Annotated in this window: 24 protein-coding genes and 2 pseudogenes; 13 read left to right on the top strand and 13 right to left on the bottom strand. The window is 70.9% G+C overall.

Annotation, left to right across the window (positions count from 1 at the left end; translation table 11 throughout):
- Positions 1-171: 171 nt before the first annotated feature.
- The 3 genes and pseudogenes from KUM44_RS22900 to KUM44_RS22890 form a co-directional block, all read right to left on the bottom strand.
- Positions 172-408 (bottom strand): annotated as a pseudogene (locus tag KUM44_RS22900) (ABC transporter ATP-binding protein); the annotation flags it as partial.
- Positions 409-413: 5 nt separating this feature from the next.
- Positions 414-2,072: a DUF3152 domain-containing protein gene (locus tag KUM44_RS22895; RefSeq protein ID WP_217210487.1), complete on the bottom strand. Its 1,659-nt coding sequence runs from the start codon at positions 2,070-2,072 to the stop codon at positions 414-416.
- Positions 2,073-2,080: 8 nt separating this feature from the next.
- Positions 2,081-3,139 carry an alpha/beta fold hydrolase gene (locus tag KUM44_RS22890; protein WP_217210486.1) on the bottom strand — a complete coding sequence of 353 codons (1,059 nt, stop codon included), beginning with the start codon at positions 3,137-3,139 and terminating at the stop codon, positions 2,081-2,083.
- Between the two features lie 275 nt (positions 3,140-3,414).
- On the opposite strand from KUM44_RS22890, the gene KUM44_RS22885 reads away from it, so the two are divergent.
- From KUM44_RS22885 to KUM44_RS22870, 4 genes are all read left to right on the top strand, one after another.
- On the top strand, positions 3,415-3,639 hold the full coding sequence (locus KUM44_RS22885; protein WP_217210484.1) for a hypothetical protein: 225 nt from the start codon (positions 3,415-3,417) through the stop codon (positions 3,637-3,639).
- A 241-nt stretch (positions 3,640-3,880) separates the two neighbouring features.
- Positions 3,881-4,522, top strand: coding sequence for a TetR/AcrR family transcriptional regulator (locus KUM44_RS22880; protein ID WP_217210483.1), 642 nt, complete (start codon positions 3,881-3,883; stop codon positions 4,520-4,522).
- A 155-nt stretch (positions 4,523-4,677) separates the two neighbouring features.
- Positions 4,678-4,905, top strand: coding sequence for a DUF3107 domain-containing protein (locus KUM44_RS22875; protein WP_062668721.1), 228 nt, complete (start codon positions 4,678-4,680; stop codon positions 4,903-4,905).
- Positions 4,906-5,086: 181 nt separating this feature from the next.
- The gene (locus KUM44_RS22870) at positions 5,087-5,356 is read left to right on the top strand and encodes a hypothetical protein (RefSeq protein ID WP_217210481.1); all 270 of its coding nucleotides are present in this window, start codon (positions 5,087-5,089) and stop codon (positions 5,354-5,356) included.
- 174 nt (positions 5,357-5,530) lie between these two features.
- On the opposite strand, the gene KUM44_RS22865 is transcribed toward KUM44_RS22870, so the two are convergent.
- Positions 5,531-6,286, bottom strand: coding sequence for a ferritin-like fold-containing protein (locus KUM44_RS22865; RefSeq protein ID WP_254389940.1), 756 nt, complete (start codon positions 6,284-6,286; stop codon positions 5,531-5,533).
- A 483-nt stretch (positions 6,287-6,769) separates the two neighbouring features.
- Between KUM44_RS22865 and KUM44_RS22860 the strand changes: the two genes are divergently transcribed.
- Together KUM44_RS22860 and KUM44_RS22855 are read left to right on the top strand one after the other, a co-directional pair.
- Complete coding sequence (locus KUM44_RS22860) at positions 6,770-9,337, top strand: DEAD/DEAH box helicase (RefSeq protein ID WP_217210554.1); 2,568 nt, start codon at positions 6,770-6,772, stop codon at positions 9,335-9,337.
- 172 nt (positions 9,338-9,509) lie between these two features.
- Positions 9,510-10,421, top strand: coding sequence for an alpha/beta fold hydrolase (locus KUM44_RS22855; RefSeq protein WP_217210477.1), 912 nt, complete (start codon positions 9,510-9,512; stop codon positions 10,419-10,421).
- Here the strand turns inward: KUM44_RS22855 and KUM44_RS22850 are convergent.
- Positions 10,418-11,311, bottom strand: coding sequence for an NYN domain-containing protein (locus KUM44_RS22850; RefSeq protein ID WP_217210475.1), 894 nt, complete (start codon positions 11,309-11,311; stop codon positions 10,418-10,420). The genes KUM44_RS22855 and KUM44_RS22850 overlap by 4 nt on opposite strands.
- Before the next feature lie 207 nt (positions 11,312-11,518).
- On the opposite strand from KUM44_RS22850, the gene KUM44_RS22845 reads away from it, so the two are divergent.
- Positions 11,519-11,671: a hypothetical protein gene (locus KUM44_RS22845; protein WP_217210473.1), complete on the top strand. Its 153-nt coding sequence runs from the start codon at positions 11,519-11,521 to the stop codon at positions 11,669-11,671.
- A 115-nt stretch (positions 11,672-11,786) separates the two neighbouring features.
- On the opposite strand, the gene KUM44_RS22840 is transcribed toward KUM44_RS22845, so the two are convergent.
- The 3 genes from KUM44_RS22840 to KUM44_RS22830 form a co-directional block, all read right to left on the bottom strand.
- Entirely contained in the window at positions 11,787-12,392 is a 606-nt protein-coding gene (locus KUM44_RS22840; RefSeq protein WP_217210472.1) for a MarC family protein, read from the bottom strand.
- A gap of 116 nt (positions 12,393-12,508) precedes the next feature.
- Positions 12,509-13,366 carry a PHP domain-containing protein gene (locus KUM44_RS22835; protein ID WP_217210470.1) on the bottom strand — a complete coding sequence of 286 codons (858 nt, stop codon included), beginning with the start codon at positions 13,364-13,366 and terminating at the stop codon, positions 12,509-12,511.
- Between the two features lie 208 nt (positions 13,367-13,574).
- On the bottom strand, positions 13,575-14,216 hold the full coding sequence (locus KUM44_RS22830; RefSeq protein WP_217210468.1) for a DUF6758 family protein: 642 nt from the start codon (positions 14,214-14,216) through the stop codon (positions 13,575-13,577).
- Between the two features lie 161 nt (positions 14,217-14,377).
- Here KUM44_RS22830 and KUM44_RS22825 point away from each other — a divergent pair.
- Positions 14,378-15,252: pseudogene (locus tag KUM44_RS22825) on the top strand (MFS transporter).
- Between the two features lie 41 nt (positions 15,253-15,293).
- On the opposite strand, the gene KUM44_RS22820 reads toward KUM44_RS22825, so the two are convergent.
- Positions 15,294-15,878, bottom strand: a complete 585-nt coding sequence (locus tag KUM44_RS22820) for a suppressor of fused domain protein (RefSeq protein ID WP_217210466.1) — start codon at positions 15,876-15,878, stop codon at positions 15,294-15,296.
- A gap of 507 nt (positions 15,879-16,385) precedes the next feature.
- On the opposite strand from KUM44_RS22820, the gene KUM44_RS22815 reads away from it, so the two are divergent.
- Together KUM44_RS22815 and KUM44_RS22810 are read left to right on the top strand one after the other, a co-directional pair.
- Positions 16,386-17,501, top strand: coding sequence for a magnesium and cobalt transport protein CorA (locus KUM44_RS22815; RefSeq protein WP_217210464.1), 1,116 nt, complete (start codon positions 16,386-16,388; stop codon positions 17,499-17,501).
- 34 nt (positions 17,502-17,535) lie between these two features.
- On the top strand, positions 17,536-18,045 hold the full coding sequence (locus KUM44_RS22810; RefSeq protein WP_217210463.1) for a hypothetical protein: 510 nt from the start codon (positions 17,536-17,538) through the stop codon (positions 18,043-18,045).
- A gap of 105 nt (positions 18,046-18,150) precedes the next feature.
- Here KUM44_RS22810 and KUM44_RS22805 read toward each other — a convergent pair whose 3' ends face one another.
- Positions 18,151-18,897: a hypothetical protein gene (locus KUM44_RS22805; protein ID WP_217210462.1), complete on the bottom strand. Its 747-nt coding sequence runs from the start codon at positions 18,895-18,897 to the stop codon at positions 18,151-18,153.
- 197 nt (positions 18,898-19,094) lie between these two features.
- On the opposite strand from KUM44_RS22805, the gene KUM44_RS22800 reads away from it, so the two are divergent.
- The 3 genes from KUM44_RS22800 to KUM44_RS22790 are packed head-to-tail and all read left to right on the top strand — an operon-like array spanning position 19,095 to position 22,153.
- Entirely contained in the window at positions 19,095-20,390 is a 1,296-nt protein-coding gene (locus tag KUM44_RS22800; protein ID WP_217210456.1) for a magnesium transporter MgtE N-terminal domain-containing protein, read from the top strand.
- Positions 20,380-20,976 carry a DUF1003 domain-containing protein gene (locus KUM44_RS22795; protein ID WP_217210453.1) on the top strand — a complete coding sequence of 199 codons (597 nt, stop codon included), beginning with the start codon at positions 20,380-20,382 and terminating at the stop codon, positions 20,974-20,976. The genes KUM44_RS22800 and KUM44_RS22795 overlap by 11 nt, the downstream gene beginning before the upstream one ends.
- Before the next feature lie 43 nt (positions 20,977-21,019).
- A complete protein-coding gene (locus KUM44_RS22790; RefSeq protein ID WP_217210450.1) occupies positions 21,020-22,153 on the top strand; it encodes an Mrp/NBP35 family ATP-binding protein in 1,134 nt (377 codons plus the stop codon).
- 79 nt (positions 22,154-22,232) lie between these two features.
- Here the strand turns inward: KUM44_RS22790 and KUM44_RS22785 are convergent, their stop codons facing one another.
- From KUM44_RS22785 to KUM44_RS22775, 3 genes are all read right to left on the bottom strand, one after another.
- Positions 22,233-22,901, bottom strand: a complete 669-nt coding sequence (locus KUM44_RS22785) for a hypothetical protein (RefSeq protein ID WP_254389938.1) — start codon at positions 22,899-22,901, stop codon at positions 22,233-22,235.
- A 228-nt stretch (positions 22,902-23,129) separates the two neighbouring features.
- Complete coding sequence (locus tag KUM44_RS22780; protein WP_217210446.1) at positions 23,130-23,579, bottom strand: sec-independent translocase; 450 nt, start codon at positions 23,577-23,579, stop codon at positions 23,130-23,132.
- 219 nt (positions 23,580-23,798) lie between these two features.
- Positions 23,799-25,028, bottom strand: a 1,230-nt coding sequence (locus tag KUM44_RS22775) for a S1C family serine protease (RefSeq protein WP_217210444.1), incomplete at its 5' end; no start/stop codon positions are given.

Raw genomic sequence — 25,028 nt, 5'->3', positions numbered from 1 at the left:
CGGCGGCTCACAGCGGGACGAACGTATGCGGACAAGGCGGTGGCGCGACGGACGGTTGTCCATCGCGCCACCAAAAGGGGTGAACGGTCGTAACTTTCCCGTGCAGGTCGCGTTCCGTCGCGCTAGGAGACCAAACGCGCACGCATCGTCACTCCTGATCGGCTCGGAGGGTCACAGGGTGACCAACTCCCGCCGCGCGGACCGCCGCCGGGCCGCGATCCGCGGGTCGAATGCCGGTACGGCTGCCAGCAGCTGCTTGGCGCACGGGTCCCGCGGGTTGTCGTACACGTCGTCGGCCGGCCCCTCCTCGACGATCCGCCCGCGCCGCATCACCGCGACCCGGTCGCTGACCTGGCGTACGACGGCGAGGTCGTGCGCGACGAAGACGAGCGCGAGCCCCAGTTCGCGTCCCGTCAACTCCCGGGGTAGGCCCAGGGGTTGGGTCGACAGTGGATCCCGTCGTGGTCGAGGAACTTGGTCTGCTGTTGCATGACCGGGGCGAGCTCGCCGTCCTTGTCGCAGGTCACATGGGGGTTTCCGAGCCGGTGGCCGACCTCGTGGTTGATCAGCATCTGCCGGTACTCATGGATCCGATCACCGTACGTCTCGGAACCCTGCGCCCATCTGTACGCGTTGATCATGACGCGCTCGGTGGCGGCGGAGTCGCACGACACGTTGTCGACGGTGGTGTCCAGACCGGACTTGGCGCACCAGTCGGCCGTCGTACCGGGGCTGGCCAGCGTGATCACGAAGTCGGGCTTGCCGGAGTAGATGCGCTCGAAGGTGTAGGCGCCGTTGTGGGCCCAGCTCCGGTCGTCGTTGAGCGTCTTCTGCACGGCCTCGGCGAAGAGCTCGCCATCGAGCCCGAGCCCCTTCTCCACATCCACGCGATAGCTGAACTTCTGCCCCCTGCCGGGCGCCTTGTCGACCCCCGGGATCGCCTCGAACTCCCCCGAGCCCTTGAGCGTGGCGCTCAGCGCGTACGTCCTGCCCATCTGCTGCTCGTACGTCGGCGGGGCCACGCTCGGCGAGCCGGACGGCGTCGGCCGCCCGTCCCCGCGCGAGGCCGCGTCACGGTCGCCCCGCGCCTGATCCGCGGCGGACTGCGCCTGTACGTCGCCGTCGTCCCGTCCCATGGCGACCTGACCGGCGACCACGACGGCCAGCACGGTGACGACTGCGGCAGCCGCGATGCCGGAGAAGGTCCGCCCCCTGCCGCCCTTGGCCGCCACGGGCTCGCCGGTCGGCGGAGCGTCGTCGTCCACGCCCGTCCCGGCATCGTCCACGACGCCGTTGCCGGCACCGGACCGGGTGTCCCAGTCAGTGACGGAGGCGTACGGATCGGCCGCGTGCGCGGTCCCGGAGGTACGGGGCGCGAAGACGTCGACGTCCGCGTCGAAGGCCTCCAGATACTCCTGCCGGGGCCCTTCGGACGGCGAAGCGCGTCGGGGTCGCGGCACCGGAACGCCGGTCGCGGGCGGGGCGCCGGCTCCCCCGGGAGCGCCGTACGCGACCCCGGCACGCCCCCTCAACTCGCCCCAGCCACCCCCGGGTTCCCGCTGCTCGGGATGGCCGCCACGGGCCCGGGGAGTGCCGCGCGCGGGAGTGCCGTCGGGCAGCCGCGGAACCCCCTGCACGGGAGTGCCGTCAGGGAACCTCGGAAATCCATGCGCGGGAGTGCCGTCGGGCAACCGCGGAACCCCCTGCACAGGAGGGCCGTCAGGAAACCTCGGAAATCCATGCGCGGGCGTGCCGTCGGGAAAGCCCCGCCCGCCGTACGTCGGCGCCCCACCGCCCGGCATCCCCTGCCGAGGAGGCGGTGGACCCGGCACCCGGCGACCACCGGCCCCGCCCGACTGCGGCCAACCGCTCTGCCCCGCGCCCGTGCCCGCGCCCGCGCCCGCGCCCGGACCGGCACTCGGACCCGCGCCCGGCGCGGCCGGCCGCCGCCGACCCGCACCCGTCTCCGGCGGTACCCCCCGTGAGTCCCCCCGGGCGTCCTGTCGTGCCGTCGTGTCCGCGTCGTCGCGCTTGGGCTTGGCGGCAGGCCCGCGGCGGCTGTGGCGTCCCACGTCGCGCCTCAGCTCCCCGCGTTCTCGGTCACGGCCTCGTCCTGGCCCGCGGCGGCCTCCTTGCCCCGGGCCCCGCCCCGAGCACGCCCCGCGGCCGTAGGCTCTCCCGCCGCCTCCCCCGACTCCGCAAGGAGTTCACGGAACGCCCGGGCGACCACCTCGGGGTACTCCATCATCGCGACGTGCCCGGCCTCGGGCAGGCTCAACAGTCGGGAGTCGCGGAAGCTGCGGGCGGCCTTGCGGCACATGCGGTGGCCCACGAGTTGGTCACGGCCGCCGTAGATGAGGAGCGTCGGCGCCAGCACGCGCTCGGCCTGGCGCCACAGCGCGTGCTGGCCGCCCAGGGTGTAGGCGTTGACCAGACCACGCGCGGAGCGCGTCATCGCGTCCCAGAAGTACGGCAGTCGCAGCCGCCGTTCCATCTCCTCGACGGCGTTGGTGAATCCTTCCGGCGACACGCGCGTGGGGTCGCCGTAGCAGAGGTGCATCACGCCACGGACCCGCTGCTCCGCCGTCCACTGCCGGGTGAGCCGGGTGAAGAGCGCCGTCACTCCAGGCACCGCGAGCAGGGCCGTGGGCACGGCGCTGCGCTGGACGCGGATCTCGGGCAGGGCGGGCGACACGAGCGTGAGCGTACGGACCAGGTCGGGACGTACGGCGGCGACGCGCGTGGCGACGGCACCGCCGAGCGAGTTGCCGAAGAGGTGTACGGGGCCTCGGTCGGAGGCGTCGAGATAGCGGATCACCGCGCGTGCGTGCGCGGTGATCGAGTAGTCGCCGTCGTCCGGTGGCGGCGAGTCGCCGAAGCCCGGCAGGTCGACCGCCTCGCAGTCGACGTCGCCGTCGAGCAACTCCATCAGCGCCGACCAGTTCTGCGAGGAGCCACCGAGTCCATGGACGTACAGCGCGGGCGGCAGCCCCTCGCGCGCGGGCGGTCTCGACCGCACCGTCAGCGTGATCCCCGGCAGCCCGACCGAGCACAGCCGCTCCCCCTCGGCGACCCTGACGGTCGCCACCTTGGGGAGCACGTTGGCGGCCGGCGCTGACGGGAGCTCGGTCGAAGACATGCGCCAATGTTACGAGACGATCACGCAGTGGTTCATGTGTTCGCCGTCACAAGTCGACCCGTACATGGCAGCTTCCCGGCCGGGAAACCGGGCACACGCACCACGACCACAGAAGCCGCCCCGAGCACGCCCGAATCGCCCACAGATCCCCCGCGGATCGCATAGCGTCCGGATCCGGTGTCTCCTAGGCTCGTACGCAGGGCACCCGGATACGGACCCCTGCTTCACCCAGGGACGTCGTGCCCCACGGGGACGTTCTAGGAAGGGAGCCCGCCATGGCCGTCGACCCCACCGACCCCGAGACCTTCGCGGACGAGGACACCGAGCAGGACGAGGAGTTCGACGTCGAGGCCCCTGCGGCCGACGCCGCCGAGCAGCAGGCCGACGTCAGGCCCGACCGCGACGACCGGCCGTCCGGCGCCAACCAGGACCGGGCCAACGAGGCCGATCTGATCGAGCAGGCGCGCGTGGTCTCCATCGACGAGGACGACTACCGGTGACACGGCGCGGCACAGGGGGCCGCTGAGTACGAACGCAGGTACAGCCGGGCACGGAAGACAGTGCCGTTGAGCAGGAGAGAGGCCACTTCTTGCCCGTTCCGACCTGGTTTCAAACCTTCTGTGCGATATTCGCCACCGTCCGGTCCGTGAAATTCTGCGCTCGCACCGCGCACACCAGGGTTACCGAAAAGTACGATGGCGACGCGGCGCACACCGCATGTGGACGACATTGGGAGGCGGCGTGACAGCCATCGAGCAGACAGAGGCGGCACGCCCGCGGGGCACTCGCCTGCCGCGCCGTGCCCGACGGAACCAGCTTCTGGGCGCTGCCCAGGAGGTTTTCGTCGCACAGGGATACCACGCGGCCGCGATGGACGACATCGCCGAGCGCGCCGGCGTCAGCAAGCCGGTGCTCTACCAGCACTTCCCGGGCAAGCTCGACCTCTATCTCGCCCTGCTGGACCAGCACTGCGAGTCACTCATCCAGGCGGTACGCAACGCGCTCGCGTCGACGACCGACAACAAGCAGCGCGTCCGGGCGACGATGGACGCGTACTTCGCGTACGTCGAGGACGACGGCGGCGCCTTCCGGCTGGTCTTCGAGTCCGACCTGACCAACGAGCCGGCAGTGCGCGAGCGCGTCGACAAGGTCACGATCGAGTGCGCCGAGGCGATCCGCGACGTCATCGCCGAGGACACCGGCCTCTCGCGCGCGGAGTCGATGCTGCTCGCCTCCGGTCTCGGCGGCCTCGCCCAGGTCGTGGCCCGCTCCTGGCTGCACAGCGACCGCAGCGTGCCGCGCGACGAGGCGGTGCAGCTGCTGACGTCCCTGGCCTGGCGCGGCATCGCGGGCTTCCCGCTGCACGGCACCGAGCACCACTGAGACGACGGCACGCACGCGTACCGGGCGTTTGTTCCCGTCCGCTGTTCGCTCCTGGCGTTCTTGGGCGGAGCGTGAACGTCCCCTCACCGGGCTAATGTGTGCTGGGTACGGCGCGGAAGGTCGCGCACTTCACTGACCGTCGGAGGGACATAGCCGTGGAGGTCAAGATCGGCGTGCAGCACGCGCCCCGCGAGATCGTTCTGGAGAGCGGTCAGAGTGCCGAGGACGTGGAGCGGGCGGTGTCCGAGGCGCTCGCCGGCAAGTCGCAGCTGCTCAGCCTCGTGGACGAGCACGGCCGCAAGGTCCTGGTCCCGGCCGACCGCCTCGCGTACGTGGAGCTCGGTGAGCCGGCTCCGCGCAAGGTGGGCTTCGGCGCGCTGTAACAGGGCGTCGGCGGACAAGCAGGACGGGAGGGGCCCGGCGATCACGGTCGCCGGGCCCCTCCCGCGTTCCTCCACGGACGGAGCACAGGCCTCTCACAGAGGAGGATTGCATTCCGCAGGTCAGGGGTATGACGGGTTACGACCGTTTCGAGCAGGTCGGCCATGTGGGAGGGACCCCAGCATGCTCTTGGAAGCGCTCAGCTCCGCGATCCTCGGCCTGGCCCTGGCATGGGCTGCCGCCCACCGCCTGCCGCACCGCCTGCCCGCGCGCTCCCTGGTCCTGCCGACCGGTGTCGCCGGCGCCCTCTTCGGCGCCTTCATCACCCACACCGCGCTGGACTTCGGCAACCTCTTCGTGATCCTCATCGGCTCGGCGGTCGTCTCCGCCGCCTCGCTCTCCCTGCTGGTACGCCCGGCGGGAAGACTGAGCGGCCACTCCGCGACCGCGTAGCCCCCGAGAGCGACCGGCCGCGGAACCACGACGATCACGACCGGCCGCCGGAACCATGACGGTCACTCTTCAACGCCGGCCGGGATCTTCCAGCCCGTACGGCGTTTGAGGACGAGGCCCGAAGGGCCGAAAGCGGGGGCCTGGGGGCGGCAGCCCCCAGAGCGGGGCCGCGCCCTAGGCAGCGAGCCCCAGCGCAGCCATCCGCTTCGTGTGCGCCTCAGTGATCCGCGAGAACATCTTCCCGACCTCCGCGAGATCGAACCCGTCCGCGACCCCACCCACCAGCATCGTGGACAGCGCGTCCCGGTCGGCGACCACCCGCTGCGACTGCGACAACGCCTCCCCCATCAGGCGCCGGGCCCACAAGGCGAGCCGCCCACCCACACGAGGATCCGCGTCGATCGCCGCCCGCACCTTCTCCACCGCGAACGACGCATGCCCGGTGTCGTCCAGCACGGCCAGCACCAGCCCACGCGTGTCCGCATCGAGCCGAGCCGCGACCTCCCGGTAGAAGTCACTCGCGATCGAGTCACCGACGTACGCCTTGACCAGTCCCTCCAGCCAGTCCGAGGGCGCCGTCTGCCGATGGAACCCGTCGAGCGCCGCGACGAACGGCTCCATGGCCTGCGTAGGCTCCGCCCCGATCTCGGTGAGCCGGTCCCGCAGCTTCTCGTAGTGGTGGAACTCGGCGGACGCCATCTTCGCCAGCTCCGCCTTGTCCGCCAGCGTCGGCGCCAGCTTGGCGTCCTCCGCCAGCCGCTCGAACGCCGCCAGCTCCCCGTAGGCCAGCGCGCCGAGCAGATCCACGACAGCGGCCCGGTACTGCGGGTCGGCGGAGGCCCGCGCCCAGTCCTGGGCGGCGACCCCGGTGTGTTCGGCGGGGGTGTCGGAGGGGTCAGGGACGTCGGAGGTGTTGTCAGGCGTCGTCATGAAGCGCACAATAGCTCGCTCACCGTGTCACGGAAGTCCCTGGTCAATCACTGTGACGCCGACTACGTGACCAATTCGGCCATCGCATGTGCGCGTTTCCGGGGTATGGTGGTAATGCGCCCGCTGAGTACTCAGACGTATCTCGACGGGCCGCACGTTATGAGGATGCCCGGTCGGTGGCCCGATCGGCTCCGACCCGACAGCCCTCCACGGCCGTACGGCATTCTGCGTACGAAGCCCGGAGGGGGACACCCTCAGCGGTACGAGCGCTAGAGCGTCGGCAGTGGTCCCGTGCCCTACGGCCAGCCCGTAAGGCAGCCGACGTCCCCGGCACGGTCCGTCAAGACCCCCGCGCTCGCCTCGCACCGCGCACACAGAAGAGGCAGCACCCTGACTACGACTTTCCGAGAGCTCGGAATCCTTCCCGAGACCGCCGAGGCCCTTGAGGCCGTCGGCATCGTCAACCCCTTCCCCATCCAGGAGATGACCCTCCCCGTCGCCCTCTCGGGCACGGATGTCATCGGCCAGGCCAAGACCGGCACCGGCAAGACGCTGGGCTTCGGCCTCCCGCTCCTCGAGCGCGTCACCGTCCCCGCCGACGTGGAGGCCGGGCGCGCCGAGCCCGAGGCGCTCACCGACGCCCCGCAGGCGCTCGTCGTCGTCCCCACGCGCGAGCTGTGCACCCAGGTGACGAACGACCTGCTGACCGCGGGCAAGGTCCGCAACGTCCGCGTCCTCGCCATCTACGGCGGCCGGGCCTACGAGCCCCAGGTCGAGGCCCTCAAGAAGGGCGTCGACGTCATCGTCGGCACCCCGGGCCGGCTGCTGGACCTCGCGGGCCAGAAGAAGCTCAACCTCAAGCACATCAAGGCGCTCGTCCTCGACGAGGCCGACGAGATGCTCGACCTGGGCTTCCTGCCCGACGTCGAGAAGATCATCAACATGCTGCCGGCCCGCCGCCAGACCATGCTGTTCTCGGCGACCATGCCGGGCGCGGTCATCGGCCTCGCGCGCCGCTACATGTCGCAGCCCACCCACATCCGCGCCACCGCGCCGGACGACGAGGGCGTGACCGTCGCGAACATCGCGCAGCACGTCTACCGCGCGCACAACATGGACAAGCCGGAGATGGTCGCGCGCATACTGCAGGCCGACGGCCGGGGACTGGCCATGGTCTTCTGCCGTACGAAGCGCACCGCGGCCGACCTCGCCGACCAGCTCCAGCAGCGTGGCTTCGCCTCCGGCGCGGTCCACGGCGACCTCGGCCAGGGCGCCCGTGAGCAGGCGCTGCGCGCCTTCCGCAACGGCAAGGTGGACGTCCTCGTCTGCACCGACGTCGCCGCACGCGGTATCGACGTCGAGGGCGTGACGCACGTCATCAACTACCAGTCGCCGGAAGAGGAGAAGACGTACCTGCACCGCATCGGCCGTACGGGCCGCGCGGGCAACACGGGTACGGCGATCACGCTGGTCGACTGGGACGACATCCCGCGCTGGCAGCTCATCAACAAGGCGCTGGAGCTCAACTTCAACGACCCGCCGGAGACGTACTCCACGTCGCCGCACCTCTTCGAGGAACTGAAGATCCCCGCGGGCACCAAGGGCGTTCTGCCCCGCTCGGAGCGCACGCGCGCCGGGCTGGCGGCGGAGCAGCTGGAGGACCTCGGCGAGACCGGCGGTCGTGGCGGTCGCGGTCGCGGAGGCCGGGGCGGCCGGGACGAGTCCCGCTCGTCCTCGTCGGACCGCGAGCGCCCGGCCCGCACGCCGCGTCGCCGCCGCCGTACGCGCGGTGGGGCATCGATGGACGAGACGTCGGCGCCGGCCGCCGGTCCCACGACGGCGGACGAGACCGTCGAGGCCACCACGGCGGAGGCCGTGACCGCGCCGCGCACCCCGCGCCGCCGTCGCCGCACCCGCGGCGGGGCTGCGGAGCCGACCACTGCCGTGACCGCCACGTCCTCGGCGCCCGAGCCGGCGGATGCCGCGGAGGCGGCCGTCGCCACGGCGGAGGGCCCGTCCCTGGACACCACCGAAGAGGCGCCGGCGAAGCCGCGCCGCCGCCGCACCCGCAAGTCGGCGGAGCCGAAGGCGACTTCGGCCGAAACGGCGACGGTGACGGCGACGGAGCCCGAGGCCGCCGAGCCTTCGGAAACCGCGAAGGTCTCGGAGGCCGTCCAGCCGTCCGAGACCGCTGAGGCCGCTACGGCCCCTCAGGTCGCGGAGTCCGACGAGGCTCCCGCCACCAAGCCGCGCCGCCGCACCCGCAAGGCGACGGCCCCGGCGGAGACCGCGGTCGACACGGCCGAGGCCGCCCCGGAGACCCCGGAGGCGACGGAGGAGGCCAAGCCGCGTCGCCGGACCCGTAAGGCGACGGCCCCGGCGGAGGACGCGGTCGACACGGCCGAGGCCACCGAGGCCAAGCCCAAGACGCGCCGCACCCGCAAGACCGCGGCGACCGCCGAAGCCGCCGCACCGGTTGCCGCCGACATCCCGGCCCAGACGGACCAGGAGCCGGAGGCCGCCGAGGCCAAGCCCAAGACGCGCCGCACCCGCAAGGCGACCGTCGCCGCCGAGACTGCCGTCGACACGGCCGAGGCCACCGAGGCCAAGCCCAAGACGCGCCGTACGCGCAAGGCAGCCGCTCCCGCCGAAGCCGCCGCCGACACGGCCGAGGGCACCGAGGCGAAGCCGCGCCGGACCCGCAAGGCCGCGGCGACCGTCGCCGAGCCGGAAGCCGTCGAGGCCAAGCCGCGCCGGACCCGTAAGGCGACGGCCACCGCGGAAGCCGCCGTGGACACGGCCGAGACCACCGAGGCCAAGCCCAAGGCTCGCCGCACCCGCAAGGCCACCGCCGCCGCGCCGGCCGCCGACATCCCGGCCCAGGCCACGCAGGAGCCGACGGCCGCCGAGGCGCCCGCGCCTCGCCGCCGGACCCGCAAGGCCGCGGCGACCGTGGAGGCCGTGGAGGCCGCCGACGGCACGGCCGAGGTGAAGCCCAAGGTGCGCCGTACCCGCAAGGCCACGGCAGCCACGGAGCCCGCGGAGAGCTGATCTCCTGTACGGGATGTCCTGCACGGGATGTCCTGTACGGGATGTCCTGTACAGGATCTTCCGTGGAGGATCTCCCGTACGACGGCCCGGTCCCGCCCAGCGCGGGGCCGGGCCGTCGGCGTTCCCGGGCCGGCGGGTGGGGGTCTGGGGGTGCACCGGCTACCCTCCCCCCGTGACCACCGAACCCGCCTTCACGCCGCCCCCGAACGCCCGCGCCTACCCCCTCCCCACCTCCCGCGGCACGTTCGCCGTCGTCGACTCCCCGGTCGCCCCGGGCGTCGAGCCCCGAGGTGTCGCCCTGCTGCTCCCCGGGTTCACCGGCAGCAAGGAGGACTTCACGCTGATGCACGAGCCGCTCGCGGCGCGCGGCTACCGTACGGTCGCCGTGGACGGGCGGGGACAGCACGAGTCGGACGGGCCGGAGCGCGACGAATCCGCTTACGCGCAGGGCGAGTTGGCCAGGGACGTACTCGCGCAGGCAGCGGCACTCGGCGACGGCCTCGGCGCCCCGCTCCACCTCTTCGGTCACTCCCTCGGCGGCCAGATCGCCCGTGCCGCCGTCCTCCTCGACCACGCGCCGTTCCGCTCGCTCACCCTGATGGCGTCGGGCCCCGCGCAGATCTCCGACTCCCAGCAGCAGCGCGTGAAGCTGCTGCGGGACGCGCTCGGGGTGATGAACATGGCCGAGACATGGGAGGCGATCCTCGCGATGGGGCCGCCCGAGGAGGTCGGCGGACCGGCGCGCGGCATCGGCGGACAGGAGCTGCTGCGGCGCCGCTGGCTCGGCACGAAACCCGCGCAGCTCCTCGCCACAGGGCGCCAGTTGTGCACGGAACCGGACCGTGTCGACGAACTCGCGGCCCTGCCGCTCCCGTTCCACGTCCTGTCCGGCGCCAGCGACGACACCTGGCCGGTCCCGGTCCTCGACGACATGGCCGCCCGCCTGAACGCCCGCCGCACCGTCATCCCCGGCGCCGAACACTCCCCCAACGCCGACCAGCCCCTGCGCACGGCCCGAGCGGTCGCCGACTTCTGGGACACCGTCGACGACACGGGCACCCGCCCGGCAGACGGCAGGGTCTAGTACTGCGCCTGAAGGTGCTCCCAGAACCCGTCCCGCAGCGCCCGCCGCAGATCCGACTGCCCGCGCAGCGAGTACTGGAGCAGCCCCTCCGCCTCCACCAGCAGGTCCTGGTCGACGGAGCCGGGCAGATACGGGTGTCCGGGCAGCAGTTCCGCGAGCGACTCGCGGCCCCGTGCCGCGAGCCACTTCGCCGCGATCTGCGCGCCGACGAAACGCACGTCCTCCCGCGTCGGCCGGGACCCGGCGGCCTCGTACGCGGCGGCCGTGCGCCGGGCGACGTAGGGCTTGAAGAAGTCGAGGTCGAGGGTGCGCTGGCTGTCGACCTCCCAGAGCAGCGGCTCCGCCTGGTTACGCCCTTCCGGTGCTTCGATGCCCCACAGGTGCACCCGCGCCCCGTACCCCTGCGCCGCCTCGACCGCCGACACCAGGTCCTCGTCCCCGCCGAGCAGGGCTGCGTCGCTGATGGCACGGTGTCTGGCCAGCGACTCCAGATCGGTCCTGATCAGTGAGTCGACGCCCTTCTGCTGGTTGTTGGCGTTGAGGTTGCCCAGGCGGACCTTCACGTCGGGGAGCTCGGCGATCGACTGCTGTTCCGCCGTGTGGATGCGGCGCCGCGCGCCGTCGTACCAGTAGACGCGCAGCAGCCTGCTGTCGGCGAAGATCGTGCGCGCCCGGTCGATGAGGGCCTCGATCAGCCCTTCGGCGTCCACGTCGAAGGCCCGGCGATCCTCCGTCCCGGCGATCAGCCGTCCCGCGGCCGCGTAGAGGTAGCCCGCGTCTACGAAGATCGCATGGGTCGAGGGCGTCTTCGCCACCTCGGCGAGCATGCGTTGCAGCAGCTCGTTGGTGTGGTCGATGCGGGCGGCGAGCGCCGCGAGGTCGTCGTTCATCGCTTCCATTGTCCCGGCGGTCACGCTGCGAACACAACCGGTCCCGGTCAGTCCGCCCTTGACCCCTCGACGACCGCTTACCGGTCAGTAGTTAGCCGTTCGAAAAATTTCTTTAGCGTAGGGAATGTTTGTAACACGCAGCCCGTTGCATACGTACGTAACCCCAGTAGTTCTCCTCAGGAGGATGACCAGACGAAGGGAGAAGCCATGCGCTTCGAAATCATGCGACTCGACGAGTTCGACGGGACCCCCGTGGACAGCACCGTCGTGGACGCCGCCTCCGTCAACCGGATCGTTCAGCAGGCCGCCGCGACAGGGCAGCGACTGTGGATCCGGCCGGCCGGGACCACGGCCTCATAACAGACGCGGATCACCGCAGAAGCTTCGAAGCCCCCGTACGGCACTCAGGCCGTACGGGGGCTTCGCGCACACCCCGGGCTGCGCGCACACCCCGGGCTGCGCGCACATGTCGGGCTCAGGCGCCCTTGATCACCTGGGTGACGCCGTTGATGATCTGCTGTACCGCGATGGCCGACAGCATCATGCCCGCGAGCCGCGTCACCAGGACCACGCCGCCGTCCTTGATGACGCGGATGATCAGCAGCGAGTACCGCATCACCAGCCACAGCACCACATGGATGGCGAGGATCGCCGTCCACACCGACACCTGCGTGGCGACACTGCCGGCCTTCTGCACGGCGAGGATCACCGACACGATCGCACCGGGCCCGGCCAGCAACGGCATGCCCAGCGGGACGAGGGCGACGTTGACGTCCTTGGTCTGCTTCGGCTCGTCCGTCTTGCCGGTGAGCAGGTCGAGCGCGATCAGCAGAAGCAGCAGCCCGCCCGCGATCATCAGCGCGGGCACGGAGACGTGCAGGTAGTTGAGGATCTGGTGGCCGAGGAGCCCGAAGACCGTGATCACACCGCCCGCCACACAGACGGCCTGGAAGGCCATCCGCTTCTGCACCTTGGCCGGGCGGCCGGCGGTGAGCGCGAGGAAGATCGGAGTGATCCCGGGGGGATCCATGATGACGAAGAGGGTCAGGAAGAGAGAGCCGAACACGGCGAGGTCGAACATGGGTGAGAGAGCCTTGTGCAGAGGGCTACCGCTGTGGGCAGTCGTTCCGCAGCGCGGAACGGGTGGGCACAGCGATAGCGCCGGGTGAGAAGAAACGGACCTGGGGGTGAGAGACCTCAGACCCCGCCGGCCCCCGGGACGGGAAACGCTCCGGTGGCCCGCCGCGTGATCTCGCCGTACACCTCGGGATCCGTCGTGTACTCGCCGAGCACGCATGTCTTGCGGCTGCCGTGGTAGTCGCTGGACCCGGTCGTCAGCAGCCCGAGCTCCTTCGCGAGCCCGCGCAGCCGCGCCCGCGTGTCGGGATCGTGGTCCATGTGGTCGACCTCGATGCCGTCGAGCCCGGCCGCGGCCATCTCGGCGATCGCGGACTCCGGCACCGTACGGCCGCGCTTGCTCGCGGCGGGATGCGCGAACACGGTCACCCCGCCCGCGGCCTTGACCAGCCGGATCGCCTCGAACGGGTCGGTCTCGTGCTTCTCCACGAAGGCCCGGCCACCGTCGGCCAGCCAGTCCTCGGTGAAGGCGTCGCCCACGGTGGGTACGACACCGATCTCGACCAGCGCGGAGGCGACATGGGGCCGACCGACGGAACCCTCGCCGGCGATCCGCAGCACCTGCTCCCAGGTGACGGGCACACCCAGCTCGTTCAGCTTGGCGACCATGCCCTGCGCCCGCGGCACCCGGTCGTCCCGCACCAGCTCCCGCTCGGCAAGCAGCGCGGGCTCCTCCGGGTCGAACAGGTAGGCCAGCATGTGCATGCCGATGCCGTCGATACGACAGGACAACTCGGCACCGGTGACGAGGGTGAGCCCCCGCGGCAGCGCGGCGATGGCCTCGGCGTGCCCCCGAGTCGTGTCGTGATCGGTGAGCGCCACGATGTCCAGCCCGGCCGCGGCGGCATTACGCACCAGCTCAGCCGGGGTGTCCGTACCGTCGGAAGCGGTGGAGTGGGTGTGCAGATCGATACGCACGCACGAACTCCAAACGCCAGGACAGACAGGGACGCTCAAGGATAACCAGCTTTTCAACCACCCCTGTCAACCCCCGCACAGCCATACGCCCCTTACACGGGCGCACATAGGGGCGCGGGGCTGTATCGATATGCGGCTCCGCCGCGTGGGCGCGAGCAACCCCCAGCCACCCGCACCGCCCCAAACCGACCCCCCACCCCCCTGGGCGCTACGGCCCAAGCAAGCGCGGCGACAACGCTCCGCAGGGCACCAACTCCACCTCGGCCCCCGCGTCCCGCAGATCCGTCAGCACCAGCTCGTCGTACATCAGCAGCCCCGACTGCTCGGGCCACACGACCGCCCACAGCCACATCCCGAGCGCCTCCCCCGCGAACACGGCACGGTCGTCGGGCGCACCCGAGACATGCCACAGCGGCGTAGGACGCCCGGCGGCGAGGACCTTGGCCTGGGGTGGCTTCTCGACGTTCATGTACGACCCCGGATCCGGGCCGTCGATACCGGCATAGCGCGCACCGAGCCCGACCCCGAGCTCCTCGGCGACCAGGATCATCTCGCCCATGCCGCCGAGCGGGCCGGGTCCGGAGCAGGCCACGGCCGTCGCACGACCTCCGGTGCGGTCGTCGCCCGCGCTGGCGACACCGGTGAACAGCCAGCCGATCGGCAGCGGCCACGGCATCCACACCGGCACCTGGGTGCGGTGCACGACCACACCGAGGGCCTCGACGCTGGGCGGGATCACGGGCTGCACCGGATGCACGGTGCCGTGCACGTCGCACTGCCAGGTGTCGGCGAAGAGTCCGGGAGCCCTGACCCGGCCACCACACTTCGGGCAACTGGGTTCGCCCCTCATAGGCCCCCACGGTCCTACCCCTTCCGCGTCACGTCAAGGACGATCACCCGTCCGGGCGGAACCGATTCACCGGCCGAATATAGATGTAGCTTGCATTAATTAGATTACCTAACATACTATGTGCAGCGGCCAGCTATCTCGGACCGGACGGGAGAAACGGTATGGACACCTTCGACGCGAGAGCGGGCAGCATCCTGCGGCAGCCGAAGGCCGTGTGGGCGGCGGCCGGCGCATCGGTCGTCGCCTTCATGGGCATCGGACTCGTCGACCCGATCCTGCCGTCCATCGCGAGCGGCCTGAACGCCACAGCCGGCCAGGTCTCCCTGCTCTTCACCTCGTTCTTCCTCATCACCGCCGTGGCGATGCTGGTCACCGGCTTCGTCTCCAGCCGGATCGGCGGCCGCAAGACCCTGCTGCTCGGCCTCGCGTTCGTGGTCGTCTTCGCCGGGCTGGCCGGCACCTCCGGATCGGTCGGCGAACTGGTCGGCTTCCGGGCGGGCTGGGGGCTCGGCAACGCGCTCTTCGTCTCCACCGCCCTCGCCGTCATCGTCGGCGCGGCGGCCGGCGGCAGCGCCGCGGCGATCCTGCTGTACGAGTCCGCCCTCGGCCTCGGCATGGCGTGCGGGCCGCTGCTGGGCGCGCTGCTCGGGGACGCCAGCTGGCGCTACCCGTTCTTCGGCACGGCCTTCCTGATGGCGGTCGGCTTCCTGTGCATCGCGGTGTTCCTGGCGCGTGCATCGGCGTGAACAACACCGTCTACACGGAGCTGGCGCTCGGCGTGTCGGACGCACCGCGCCCGGTGGCGAGCGCGGGCTACAACTTCGTGCGCTGGTTCGCGGCGGCGGCCGCGCCCTACTTCGCGCCGCGGATCGAGGAGTGGACCGGCAGCATGCGGGTCCCGTTCGTGGTGGCGGCCGTCACGGCCCTGGCGGGCGCGCTCGTGGTCGTCGTACGGCGCACGGCCCTGACGCACGAGGCCGAGGAACTCAAGACGCGGCACGCGACCGAGGACAGCGTCACCGTGTTCGCCAACTGACGCTTTTCGGCCACTGGTTGGTGAGGTTGCTCACCCGAGGGTCACTCCAGCGGGACGGACTTACGGGCGGGGTCCCGAAGGTCCGTCCCGTTCGTCAGCCAGCGCTCCTGGAGGGCCTGGGCACCGTGCACACGCTTCCAGGCGGCCTCGTTCGGGGTCATGGGCAGCAGCGGCAGGAAGTGCACGGGGTCGGCCGGCGCGTCGAGCTCCAGGTCCTCGACCAGGCCGCCCGGCTCGGCGACCAGGACGGAGGTGAACGGGGCGCCGGGCCACAGCGGTTCACCGACGTCCAGGGAGGCGCCGGGGGCGATGATCACGCCCTCCACCTGCGGGGACGCGGCGAGCACGGCGAGCGGGCGGAGCACCTTGTCGGTGTCGGCGATTCCGGCGCGGACCGAGAGGACCAGTTCGGCGCGGGGGCCCTTGACCGAATCGGCGATCATCGCGGTCGGGTCGCTCATGGGCTGCGCGGACATGCCGAGCGTGGCGTAGCGGACGAGGTCGTCCTGCTGGAAACGGAGCACCTCGATGCGGTCCGTACCGAGGAAGGTGACCGCCGCGCGCGCGTCCGGTTCGCCCAGCGCGGTGCGCAACCGGGCCTCGACCAGAGGAAGAACATCAGCCATGCGGCGAGCATAGAACTCGTCAGTACCCGGCAAAGCAGCACCTTGACACTTCAGTCGGCTGATACTCTTGCCCGGTGTTCGGGGCAGCACGCAGAAGCGTCGCGATCGAGTCCCGACGCTGATGGAGACTCCCCTACGGGGAACCCCTTACGGGGTATGGAACGTCCCTTACGAGGGACCGGCCGGAGGAGGTGGGGCTGTCATGGATCGAAGTCGACCGTGCAGTACCACTCGCTCTTCCCGCCGCTGATGTAGCTGATCCGGCTGTTCCGCTCCGGCTGACCGCCGTCCTTTCACGCTTGCGTCCTCACACGGAAGAGCACTTCGTTTCGCTTTGCCTGATCGGCCCGATCTGAATCAGCAACGAAGCCCATCACCGCAACGGTGCGGTGCTCCCCGCTTTGTGGACGTGCCAAACATCCTGAGGTCAGGACGTCCCCATTCCGGGCAGTTCCAACCGTGCTGCGGTTCTTCACGCTTCGTTGCCCGTTGCGAAGGAGCCTGCTCATGTCGATGATCCGCGACCTGCGTGCCGTGGTCCGCCCCTCCCGCGTCTCGCTGCGCAAGGACAGTGGTGCGTACGACACCACCCGCGACCCCGCGACCCCCTCCGCCGTCGTCGATTGCGCCGTCTACCGCGACGGCCGCCGGCTGGAGACCGACAAGCCGCTGACCCCGCACCAGGCGATGCGCCAGGTGCGCCGCGACGGGGGCTTCGTGTGGATCGGACTGCACGAGCCGACCGAGGCCGAATTCGCCGGTATCGCCAGCGAGTTCGGGCTGCACCCGCTCGCCGTCGAGGACGCGGTGCAGGCGCACCAGCGCCCGAAGCTGGAGCGCTACGACGACTCCCTGTTCACCGTCTTCAAGACCATCCACTACGTCGAGCACGACGAGCTCACCGCGAACAGCGAGGTCGTCGAGACCGGCGAGGTCATGTGCTTCACCGGCCGGGACTTCTTCATCACCGTCCGGCACGGCGGCCAGGGCTCGCTGCGGGCGCTCAGGCACCGCCTCCAGGACGACCCCGAGCTGCTCGCCAAGGGCCCGTCGGCCGTACTGCACGCCATCGCCGACCATGTCGTCGACGGGTACATCGCCGTCGCCGACGCGGTGCAGGACGACATCGACGAGGTGGAGACCGAGGTCTTCTCGCCGGGCCGCAAGGGCACGCCGCGCGGCACGGACGCGGGCCGGATCTACCAACTCAAGCGCGAGGTACTGGAGTTCAAGCGCGCCGTCTCGCCGCTGCTGCGCCCCATGCAGCTGCTGAGCGAGCGGCCGATGCGGCTGATCGACCCGGACATCCAGAAGTACTTCCGGGACGTCGCCGACCACGTCGCCCGCGTGCACGAGCAGGTCATCGGCTTCGACGAGCTCCTCAACTCGATCCTCCAGGCCAACCTCGCGCAGGCGTCCGTCGCGCAGAACGAGGACATGCGGAAGATCACCTCGTGGGCCGCGATCATCGCCGTACCGACGATGGTGTGCGGTGTGTACGGCATGAACTTCGACTACATGCCGGAGACGCACTGGAAGTACGGCTACCCGGTGATCATGAGCATCACGGTGGCCATCTGCCTCGGTATCCACCGCACGCTGAAGCGGAACGGCTGGCTCTGACCGGGCCCGATCCCCGCTGGATAGGCTGGGGGCCATGACAAGCGAGCTGCTCGACCAGGCCCTCGTCGAGGAGGCCACGAAGAAGTCCGGCCTCATCTGGGTCAAGGGCCCCGGCCTCCCGGCCCGGGCGCTGTGGCACGCGTGGCACGAGGGTGCGGCGTGTGTCGTCGGCGACGGTCCGGGCGAGCAGCCGCTGCCGGGGCTGACCGACGGCGGCTCCGCCGAGGTCACCGTACGCAGCAAGGACAAGGGGGGCCGGTTGGTCTCCTGGGGCGCGAAGGTCGTCGAGCTCGCGTCGGGCTCCGAGGAGTGGGAGGCGGCGGTCGCCGAGCTGAAGGGCAAGCGGCTGAACGCCCCCGACGGCGAGGCGATGCCCGAGCGCTGGGCCCGCGAGTGCCGGGTGCTGCGTCTGGAGCCGACCGGCGCCATGGGGGCGCTGCCGGACGGGTCGCTGGCCGAGGCGCCGGTGCCGTCGCCGGCGACGACGCGGCGGCCGATTCCGGCGGCGTTGCCGCGGCTGCTGCTGAAGCGCAAGCGGCGTTGAGGAGTCCGCGGTAGGCCGTCGTTCGGCTGCCGCGCCATCGTGGCTGGTCGCGCCCACGCGGCGAGCCGCACATCGAGACAGCCCCGCGCCCCTTGAGGGGCGCTGTCACGACGTCGGCAGTTGCTTGCCGTAGTCCACCGTGTCGTTCTTCTTCGGCTTCTCCAGGGTGAAGTCCTTGCCCCAGTCGGAGAAGGTCAGGGTTCCTCCGCCGCCTGCCCGGGTCAGCAGGAGTGGGTACGGGTCCCCCTCCAGGGAGACGTCCAGGGTGCCGCCGGAGCCCTTGTCGCCGGTGATGCGGATGGTGCGGGTGCCCGCCTGCTCGTGGTGGCCGTCCGTCGCCAGCGTGCCGTGCAGGGTCAGCAGGCCGTCCAGGAGCAGGTCCATGTCGGTGAAGCCGCTGAACTTCTTGTACGTCGGGTCGCCCTGCGGCACCTTCACGAACTTGCCGTTCAGCTTGTCCACGGCCCCGGCGTCCGCCTTGCCGTCACCGCCCGCATCGCTCCAGAAACCGGCGTCGGCCTTCAGGTACAGCTGCTCATCGATCCGCAGCAGCTGGAACGTCGCCCCCTGCGCGGTGACCGACCCGGTCCCGCCGTCGGACTTCAGCTGCATGTCGAGCTTGTAGGTACGCCCGCCGGCCACCACGTTCCCGGCGAGATGCACCGCGTCCGCGGAGTCGGCGGCCGTACGGGTCTTGCGCTGGATCTCGGCGGCCGGCAGCTTGCCGACCCCGTTGGTGCCCTCGTCCGGGTCCTCACTGCATCCCGTCAGTCCCGCGCCCGACACGACCAGCGCGCACACGGCGCTCGCCATCGCGGCCCGGCGAGTACGACCCTGAGGAATCGCAGTCACAGGTGGGGCTGCCTTTCTGTTGTGGGACCCGGTCGGCGTACCGCAGCGTACCGGGGAGTCGGGGCCGCGGCGGAGCCAGTCCGTCCGGACCGCTCACCAGGGCGTACCGGATCCGGACGGGCTAGCCTGAAGCCCACCCGAGCGGGCAATTCGGTTAAGCGACACAGCACACCCCCGCATGCAAAGGAGCCTCAGCCATGGCAGCCGGCGCTCCCCGGATCTTCGTCTCTCACCTCGCCGGTGTCGCCGCGTTCGACCCGAACGGCGACCAGGTGGGCCGGGTGCGCGATCTGGTCGTCATGCTGCGTGTCGGCCGGCGCCCGCCACGGCTGCTCGGCCTGGTCGTCGAACTGTCCACCCGGCGCCGCATCTTCTTCCCCATGACCCGCGTCACCAGCATCGAGTCCGGCCAGGTCATCACCACCGGTGTGCTCAACGTCCGCCGCTTCGAACAGCGCCCCACCGAGCGCCTCGTCTTCGGCGAGCTCCTCGACCGCCGCGTCACCCTCGTCGAGACCGGCGAGGAGGTCACGGTCCTCGATCTGTCGGTCGGGCAGCTGCCGGCGCGCCGGGACTGGGAGATCGACAAGGTGTTCGTACGCAAGGGCGGCCGGAGCGGTGCCTTCCGGCGGGCCAAGGGCGAGTCGCTGACCGTCGAGTGGTCGGCGGTCACCGGCTTCTCCCTGGAGGAGAAGGGACAGGGCGCCGAGAGCCTCCTCGCCACCTTCGAGCAGCTGCGGCCCGCCGACCTCGCCAACGTCCTGCACCACCTCTCCCCCAAGCGCCGCGCCGAGGTCGCCGCCGCCCTCGACGACGACCGCCTCGCCGACGTACTCGAAGAGCTCCCGGAGGACGACCAGATCGAGATCCTCGGCAAGCTGAAGGAGGAACGGGCGGCCGACGTCCTGGAGGCCATGGACCCGGACGACGCGGCCGACCTGCTCGGTGAGCTCCCGGAGGACGACAAGGAGCGGCTGCTGAGCCTGATGCAGCCCGCCGACGCGGCCGACATGCGCCGGCTGATGGCGTACGAGGAGCACACGGCCGGCGGTCTGATGACGACCGAGCCGATCATCCTGCGTCCCGACGCCACCGTCGCCGACGCCCTCGCCCGCGTCCGCAACCCCGACCTGTCCCCCGCCCTCGCCGCCCAGGTCTACGTCTGCCGCCCGCCCGACGAGACACCCACCGGCAAGTACCTCGGCACGGTCCACTTCCAGCGCCTGCTGCGCGACCCGCCGTACACCCTGGTCAGCTCGCTGGTCGACGAGGCGCTGGAGACCCTGGCGCCGGACGCCGCGCTGCCGGTCGTCGCCGGGTTCTTCGCGGCGTACGACATGGTCGCGGCGCCCGTCGTCGACGAGTCCGGGTCGTTGCTGGGCGTGGTGACCGTGGACGACGTACTGGACCACATGCTGCCCGAGGACTGGCGGGAGACGGAGTACCACCTGGACGAGGACACGGGCGAGGGGGTGGCGGCCCATGGCTCCTGAGCGGGAGGGCACGCGCGAGCGCGTGGCGTCGGGCGCCACCGCGGCCACCCGGGCGCCCCGCACGCGCCTCGACCAACCCCGGCCGCCGCGTCGCCGCATCCTGCCCGAGTGGGACCCGGAGGCCTTCGGGCGGCTGTCGGAGCGGATCGCCCGTTTCATCGGGACCGGGCGGTTCCTGGTCTGGATGACGGTCGTGATCATCGTGTGGGTGCTGTGGAACATCGCCGCTCCGAGCAGCCTGAAGTTCGACGAGTACCCGTTCATCTTCCTGACCCTGGCCCTGTCCCTTCAGGCCTCCTACGCCGCCCCGCTGATCCTGCTCGCGCAGAACCGGCAGGACGACCGCGACCGGGTCAACCTCGAACAGGACCGCAAGCAGAACGAGCGGTCCATCGCCGACACCGAGTACCTGACCAGGGAGATCGCCGCCCTGCGCATCGGCCTGGGCGAGGTGGCCACCCGCGACTGGATGCGCTCGGAGCTACAGGACCTGATGAAGGAGCTGGAGGAGCGGCCCAACGGTCACCGCGAGGCCGGGGTATTCCCGGCAGATCGGTCGCCGGGACGTGACGTAGACGACCGCTGACGGGCTTTCCGGGGCATGGCTACCGGGCCGTACCATCGTCCTTATGGCTACGGAAGACGCGGTGCGCGAAGCACTGGCGACGGTGAACGACCCCGAGATCAACCGCCCCATCACCGAACTGGGGATGGTCAAGTCGGTGGAGATCGGTGCGGACGGTGCGGTCGCGGTCACCGTGTACCTGACGGTCTCCGGCTGCCCGATGCGCGAGACGATCACGCAGCGCGTGACGGACGCCGTCTCCGCGGTCGAGGGCGTCACCCGGGTCGACGTCACGCTCGACGTGATGAGCGACGAGCAGCGCAAGGAGCTGGCGAACGCCCTGCGCGGCGGAGGCGCCGAGCGCGAGGTCCCCTTCGCCAAGCCCGGCTCGCTGACCCGTGTCTACGCGGTCGCGTCCGGCAAGGGCGGCGTCGGCAAGTCCTCCGTCACGGTCAACCTGGCCGCGGCGATGGCGGCCGACGGCCTCAAGGTGGGCGTGGTCGACGCCGACATCTACGGCCACAGCGTGCCGCGCATGCTGGGCGCCGACGGCCGTCCGACCCAGGTCGAGAACATGATCATGCCGCCGTCCGCGAACGGCGTGAAGGTCATCTCCATCGGCATGTTCACGCCGGGCAACGCCCCGGTCGTGTGGCGCGGCCCGATGCTCCACCGCGCGCTCCAGCAGTTCCTGGCGGATGTCTACTGGGGCGACCTCGACGTCCTGCTGCTCGACCTCCCGCCCGGCACCGGTGACATCGCGATCTCCGTCGCCCAGCTGGTCCCGAACGCCGAGATCCTGGTCGTGACGACCCCGCAGCAGGCGGCGGCCGAGGTGGCCGAGCGGGCGGGCTCCATCGCGGTGCAGACCCACCAGAAGATCGTCGGTGTGGTCGAGAACATGTCCGGCCTGCCCTGCCCGCACTGCGACGAGATGGTCGACGTCTTCGGCACCGGCGGCGGCCAGGTCGTCGCCGAGGGCCTGACCCGCACCACCGGCACGAACGTCCCGGTTCTCGGCAGCATCCCGATCGACGTCCGCCTCCGCGAGGGCGGCGACGAGGGCAAGCCGGTCGTCCTCACGGACCCGGACTCCCCGGCGGGCTCGGCCCTGCGCGCCATCGCGGGCAAGCTGGGCGGACGACAGCGGGGCCTGTCGGGCCTGTCGCTGGGCATCACGCCGCGCAACAAGTTCTGATCTCTGTACGACGATGGGGGCGCCGTCTCACCGGACGGCGCCCCCATCGTCATGACTCTGTCCTGGTGCAGGGCGAAACCTAGGCGTACGCCGAGATGTCCTTGATCATGGCGAACCCGAGCCCATACGCGCTCATACCTCTGCCGTACGCCCCCACATGCACCCCCTCCTGAGTCGAGCCGGCCAGCACCCACCCGAACTCGGACTCCCGGTAATGGAACGGCGTCGGCACCCCGTCCACCGGCAGGGACAGTGTCGACCAGTCAGGCCCGTCCAGATCGTCGGCCAGCGCCCACGCCGTCTCCGTCTGCTGCTCCAGCCAGTCGTCGCGCAGCGAGTGGTCCATCTGCCCCGGCCAGGTGAAGGACAGCAGCCCCACCCCCGCGAGCCATGCCGCCGAGGACACCGACGTGGCCTCCAGCAGCCCCGTACCGTCGGCGCTCCTGCGGTCCGGATTCGCCGCGACGGTCACGACCACCGCGAACTTCTCCCGGTCCTCCGTCGCCTCGTTGCGTACGGAGGGCTCGTCACCGTGCCCGGTCGATCCGTGTTCCACGGTCCCGTCGGCCGCCGTGCCGACCTGCATCAGCCAGCGCGGCCCCGTGAATGCCTCGTCGAGGCCGTACCACGGGAAGGGCGCCAGCAGGTAGCCGTCGACCGTGCGCCGGGCGGAGGCGAGCTGCTGTCCGCTCTCCACGGCCGGTCCCTGCGCGGCTGCCCGACTCGTCGTCTGACTCGTCGTCTCCATGTGCCCGGACGCCTCCTCGTTCTCGCCGGACCAGCCCGGCCCGCCCCCCTTCGGGCGTACTCGTCCGGTCCGCACAACAACTCGGCAGCATAGCCACCCCGCTCCGAGCAGTATGGAAAGCGCCCGGCGCGCGAGGCGCGCAGGGAGCGTGTTCAGGCCGTGCGCGACCCGGGCGGGGTATGAGAAGCATCACGTACGGGCGGTGTCCCGCCCGCGTGTTCGTACGGCTCAGGTGGCGTCCGCGTCGTAGGGCGGGCGCTCGTCGCGGGGCTTCTCGGGCTTCTTCGTCATGTCGACGCTGCCACCGGAGGACCCCGAGGAGGACGACGAAGAGGACGAGGACGAGGATTCCGACTCGCGGCCGTGGACGGCGTCGGCGACCTCGGCCATCTCCTTCTTCAGGTCGAAGCCGTTGCGGATCTCCTTGATGCCCAGGTCGTCGTTGTCCAGCTGCTTGCGGATGAACGCCTTGGGGTTGAGGTCCTCGAACTCGAAGTCCTTGAACTCCGGTCCGAGCTCCGACCGGATGTCCTGCTTGGCGCTCTCCGAGAACTCGCGGATCTTGCGAATCGTCCGCGTGACGTCCTGAATCATCTTCGGGAGCTTGTCCGGACCGAAGACGAGCACGGCGAGGACGACGAGCGTCACCAGCTCGAGAGGTCCTATGTCATTGAACACCTGAAGCTCCTTGCGATGTCCTCGGTCCTCGGCCCTCAGTGGTCACTTGCGGGTCTTCCGTGGTCCGGGCCGGCTCCACGGTACCCGGCGATCCGCTACGACCGGTACTGTCCCGAGGCCTCCGAATGCGGGTATGCGTACGGTTTTCCGGGTTGTTTGCCCTGTCAGGGCGTGAGCGGGGCCGGTCGGGCGACGTTCGGTGTGACGTTTCCGTGAGTCTCAGTCCCTGCTCGACGAGCCCAGCGTCAGCGAGATCCGGATCTCCTTGCCGCCGCGTTCCAAGGTCAGTTCCAGCCGGTCGCCGGGGCGGTGGGCACGGATCTTGACGATGAGTTCGTCGCCGGAGTGGACGCGCTGGCCGTCGACCTCGGTGATGACGTCGCCCGGCTTTATGCCGGCCTTGTCGCCGGGGCCGCCGTCGGTGACCGCGGAGCCGCCGTCGCTGCCCTTGGTGCCGACACGGGCTCCGTCGCCGGTGTAGTCCATGTCGAGGGTGACGCCGATGACCGGGTGGGTCGCCCCGCCGGTGTTGATCAGCTCCTCGGCGACACGCTTGGCCTGGTTGACCGGGATGGCGAAGCCGAGGCCGATGGAGCCGGCCTGCCCGCCGTCGAGGTCGGAACCGCTGTCGGCGGAACGGATCGCGGAGTTGATGCCGACGACCCGGGCCCGGGCGTCGAGGAGAGGGCCACCGGAGTTGCCGGGGTTGATGGGCGCGTCCGTCTGCAACGCGTCCACGTACGACACATCGCTCGCGTCGCCGCTCTCGCCGCCGGCCGTGATGGGCCGATCCTTGGCGCTGATGATGCCGGAGGTGACGGTGCCCGCCAGGTCGAACGGGGCGCCGATGGCGACGACCGGGTCGCCGACCTGGACGTTGTCGGAGTTGCCGAGCGGCAGGGGCTTCAGGCCGCTGACGCCGGTGACCTTGACGACGGCGAGGTCGTAGCCGCCGTCACGGCCGACGACGGTGGCCTTGGCGGTGTCCCCGCTGTGGAAGGTCACGGATATCTCGCCGTCGTCGCCCGCCGGTTCGACGACGTGGTTGTTGGTGAGGATGTGACCGCGGTCGTCGAGCACGAACCCGGTCCCGGTGCCCTGCTCGTCGCTCCCGCTGACGTGCAGGGTCACGACGCTGGGCAGCGCCCGAGCGGCGATCCCGGCGACACTGTCCGGCGCCCGCCCGGGGGGCTCGGCTCCGGCCTGGGGCAGCTCGACGTCCCCCACCCCGCCGTTGCGCTCCAGATACGCCCCCACGACCCCGCCGACGCCTCCGGAGACGAGCGCGAGCAACAGGGCGCCGACGAGGAGCACCTTCTTCCCCCGCTTGCGCCGCTGCTCCTCGGTGGTGACCGCGGCGCCGTTCTGCTGGAGGGGAGTGCCGGGGCGGACCTCGCGCGACCAGGGGTCGTAGTTCTGCCAAGGGTTGGCGGGGGGTGGGGGTGGGGC

It is taken from the genome of Streptomyces sp. AC550_RSS872, from assembly GCF_019049285.1.
Taxonomy (GTDB): Bacteria; Actinomycetota; Actinomycetes; order Streptomycetales; family Streptomycetaceae; genus Streptomyces.
Note: the sequence above shows the minus strand (reverse complement) of the source record. Positions and strands in the feature narration are given on the sequence as shown.

Coding starts and splice junctions, on each gene's coding strand:
- KUM44_RS22795 (WP_217210453.1), top strand. CDS start 20,380: ATGGCTCCTGAGCGGGAGGGCACGCGCGAGCGCGTGGCGTCGGGCGCC.
- KUM44_RS22845 (WP_217210473.1), top strand. CDS start 11,519: ATGCGCTTCGAAATCATGCGACTCGACGAGTTCGACGGGACCCCCGTG.
- KUM44_RS22850 (WP_217210475.1), bottom strand. CDS start 11,311: ATGAACGACGACCTCGCGGCGCTCGCCGCCCGCATCGACCACACCAAC.
- KUM44_RS22830 (WP_217210468.1), bottom strand. CDS start 14,216: ATGAGGGGCGAACCCAGTTGCCCGAAGTGTGGTGGCCGGGTCAGGGCT.
- KUM44_RS22790 (WP_217210450.1), top strand. CDS start 21,020: ATGGCTACGGAAGACGCGGTGCGCGAAGCACTGGCGACGGTGAACGAC.
- KUM44_RS22865 (WP_254389940.1), bottom strand. CDS start 6,286: ATGACGACGCCTGACAACACCTCCGACGTCCCTGACCCCTCCGACACC.
- KUM44_RS22810 (WP_217210463.1), top strand. CDS start 17,536: ATGACAAGCGAGCTGCTCGACCAGGCCCTCGTCGAGGAGGCCACGAAG.
- KUM44_RS22840 (WP_217210472.1), bottom strand. CDS start 12,392: ATGTTCGACCTCGCCGTGTTCGGCTCTCTCTTCCTGACCCTCTTCGTC.
- KUM44_RS22800 (WP_217210456.1), top strand. CDS start 19,095: ATGGCAGCCGGCGCTCCCCGGATCTTCGTCTCTCACCTCGCCGGTGTC.
- KUM44_RS22885 (WP_217210484.1), top strand. CDS start 3,415: ATGGCCGTCGACCCCACCGACCCCGAGACCTTCGCGGACGAGGACACC.
- KUM44_RS22815 (WP_217210464.1), top strand. CDS start 16,386: ATGTCGATGATCCGCGACCTGCGTGCCGTGGTCCGCCCCTCCCGCGTC.
- KUM44_RS22890 (WP_217210486.1), bottom strand. CDS start 3,139: ATGTCTTCGACCGAGCTCCCGTCAGCGCCGGCCGCCAACGTGCTCCCC.
- KUM44_RS22870 (WP_217210481.1), top strand. CDS start 5,087: ATGCTCTTGGAAGCGCTCAGCTCCGCGATCCTCGGCCTGGCCCTGGCA.
- KUM44_RS22820 (WP_217210466.1), bottom strand. CDS start 15,878: ATGGCTGATGTTCTTCCTCTGGTCGAGGCCCGGTTGCGCACCGCGCTG.
- KUM44_RS22785 (WP_254389938.1), bottom strand. CDS start 22,901: ATGGAGACGACGAGTCAGACGACGAGTCGGGCAGCCGCGCAGGGACCG.
- KUM44_RS22860 (WP_217210554.1), top strand. CDS start 6,770: ATGACCCTCCCCGTCGCCCTCTCGGGCACGGATGTCATCGGCCAGGCC.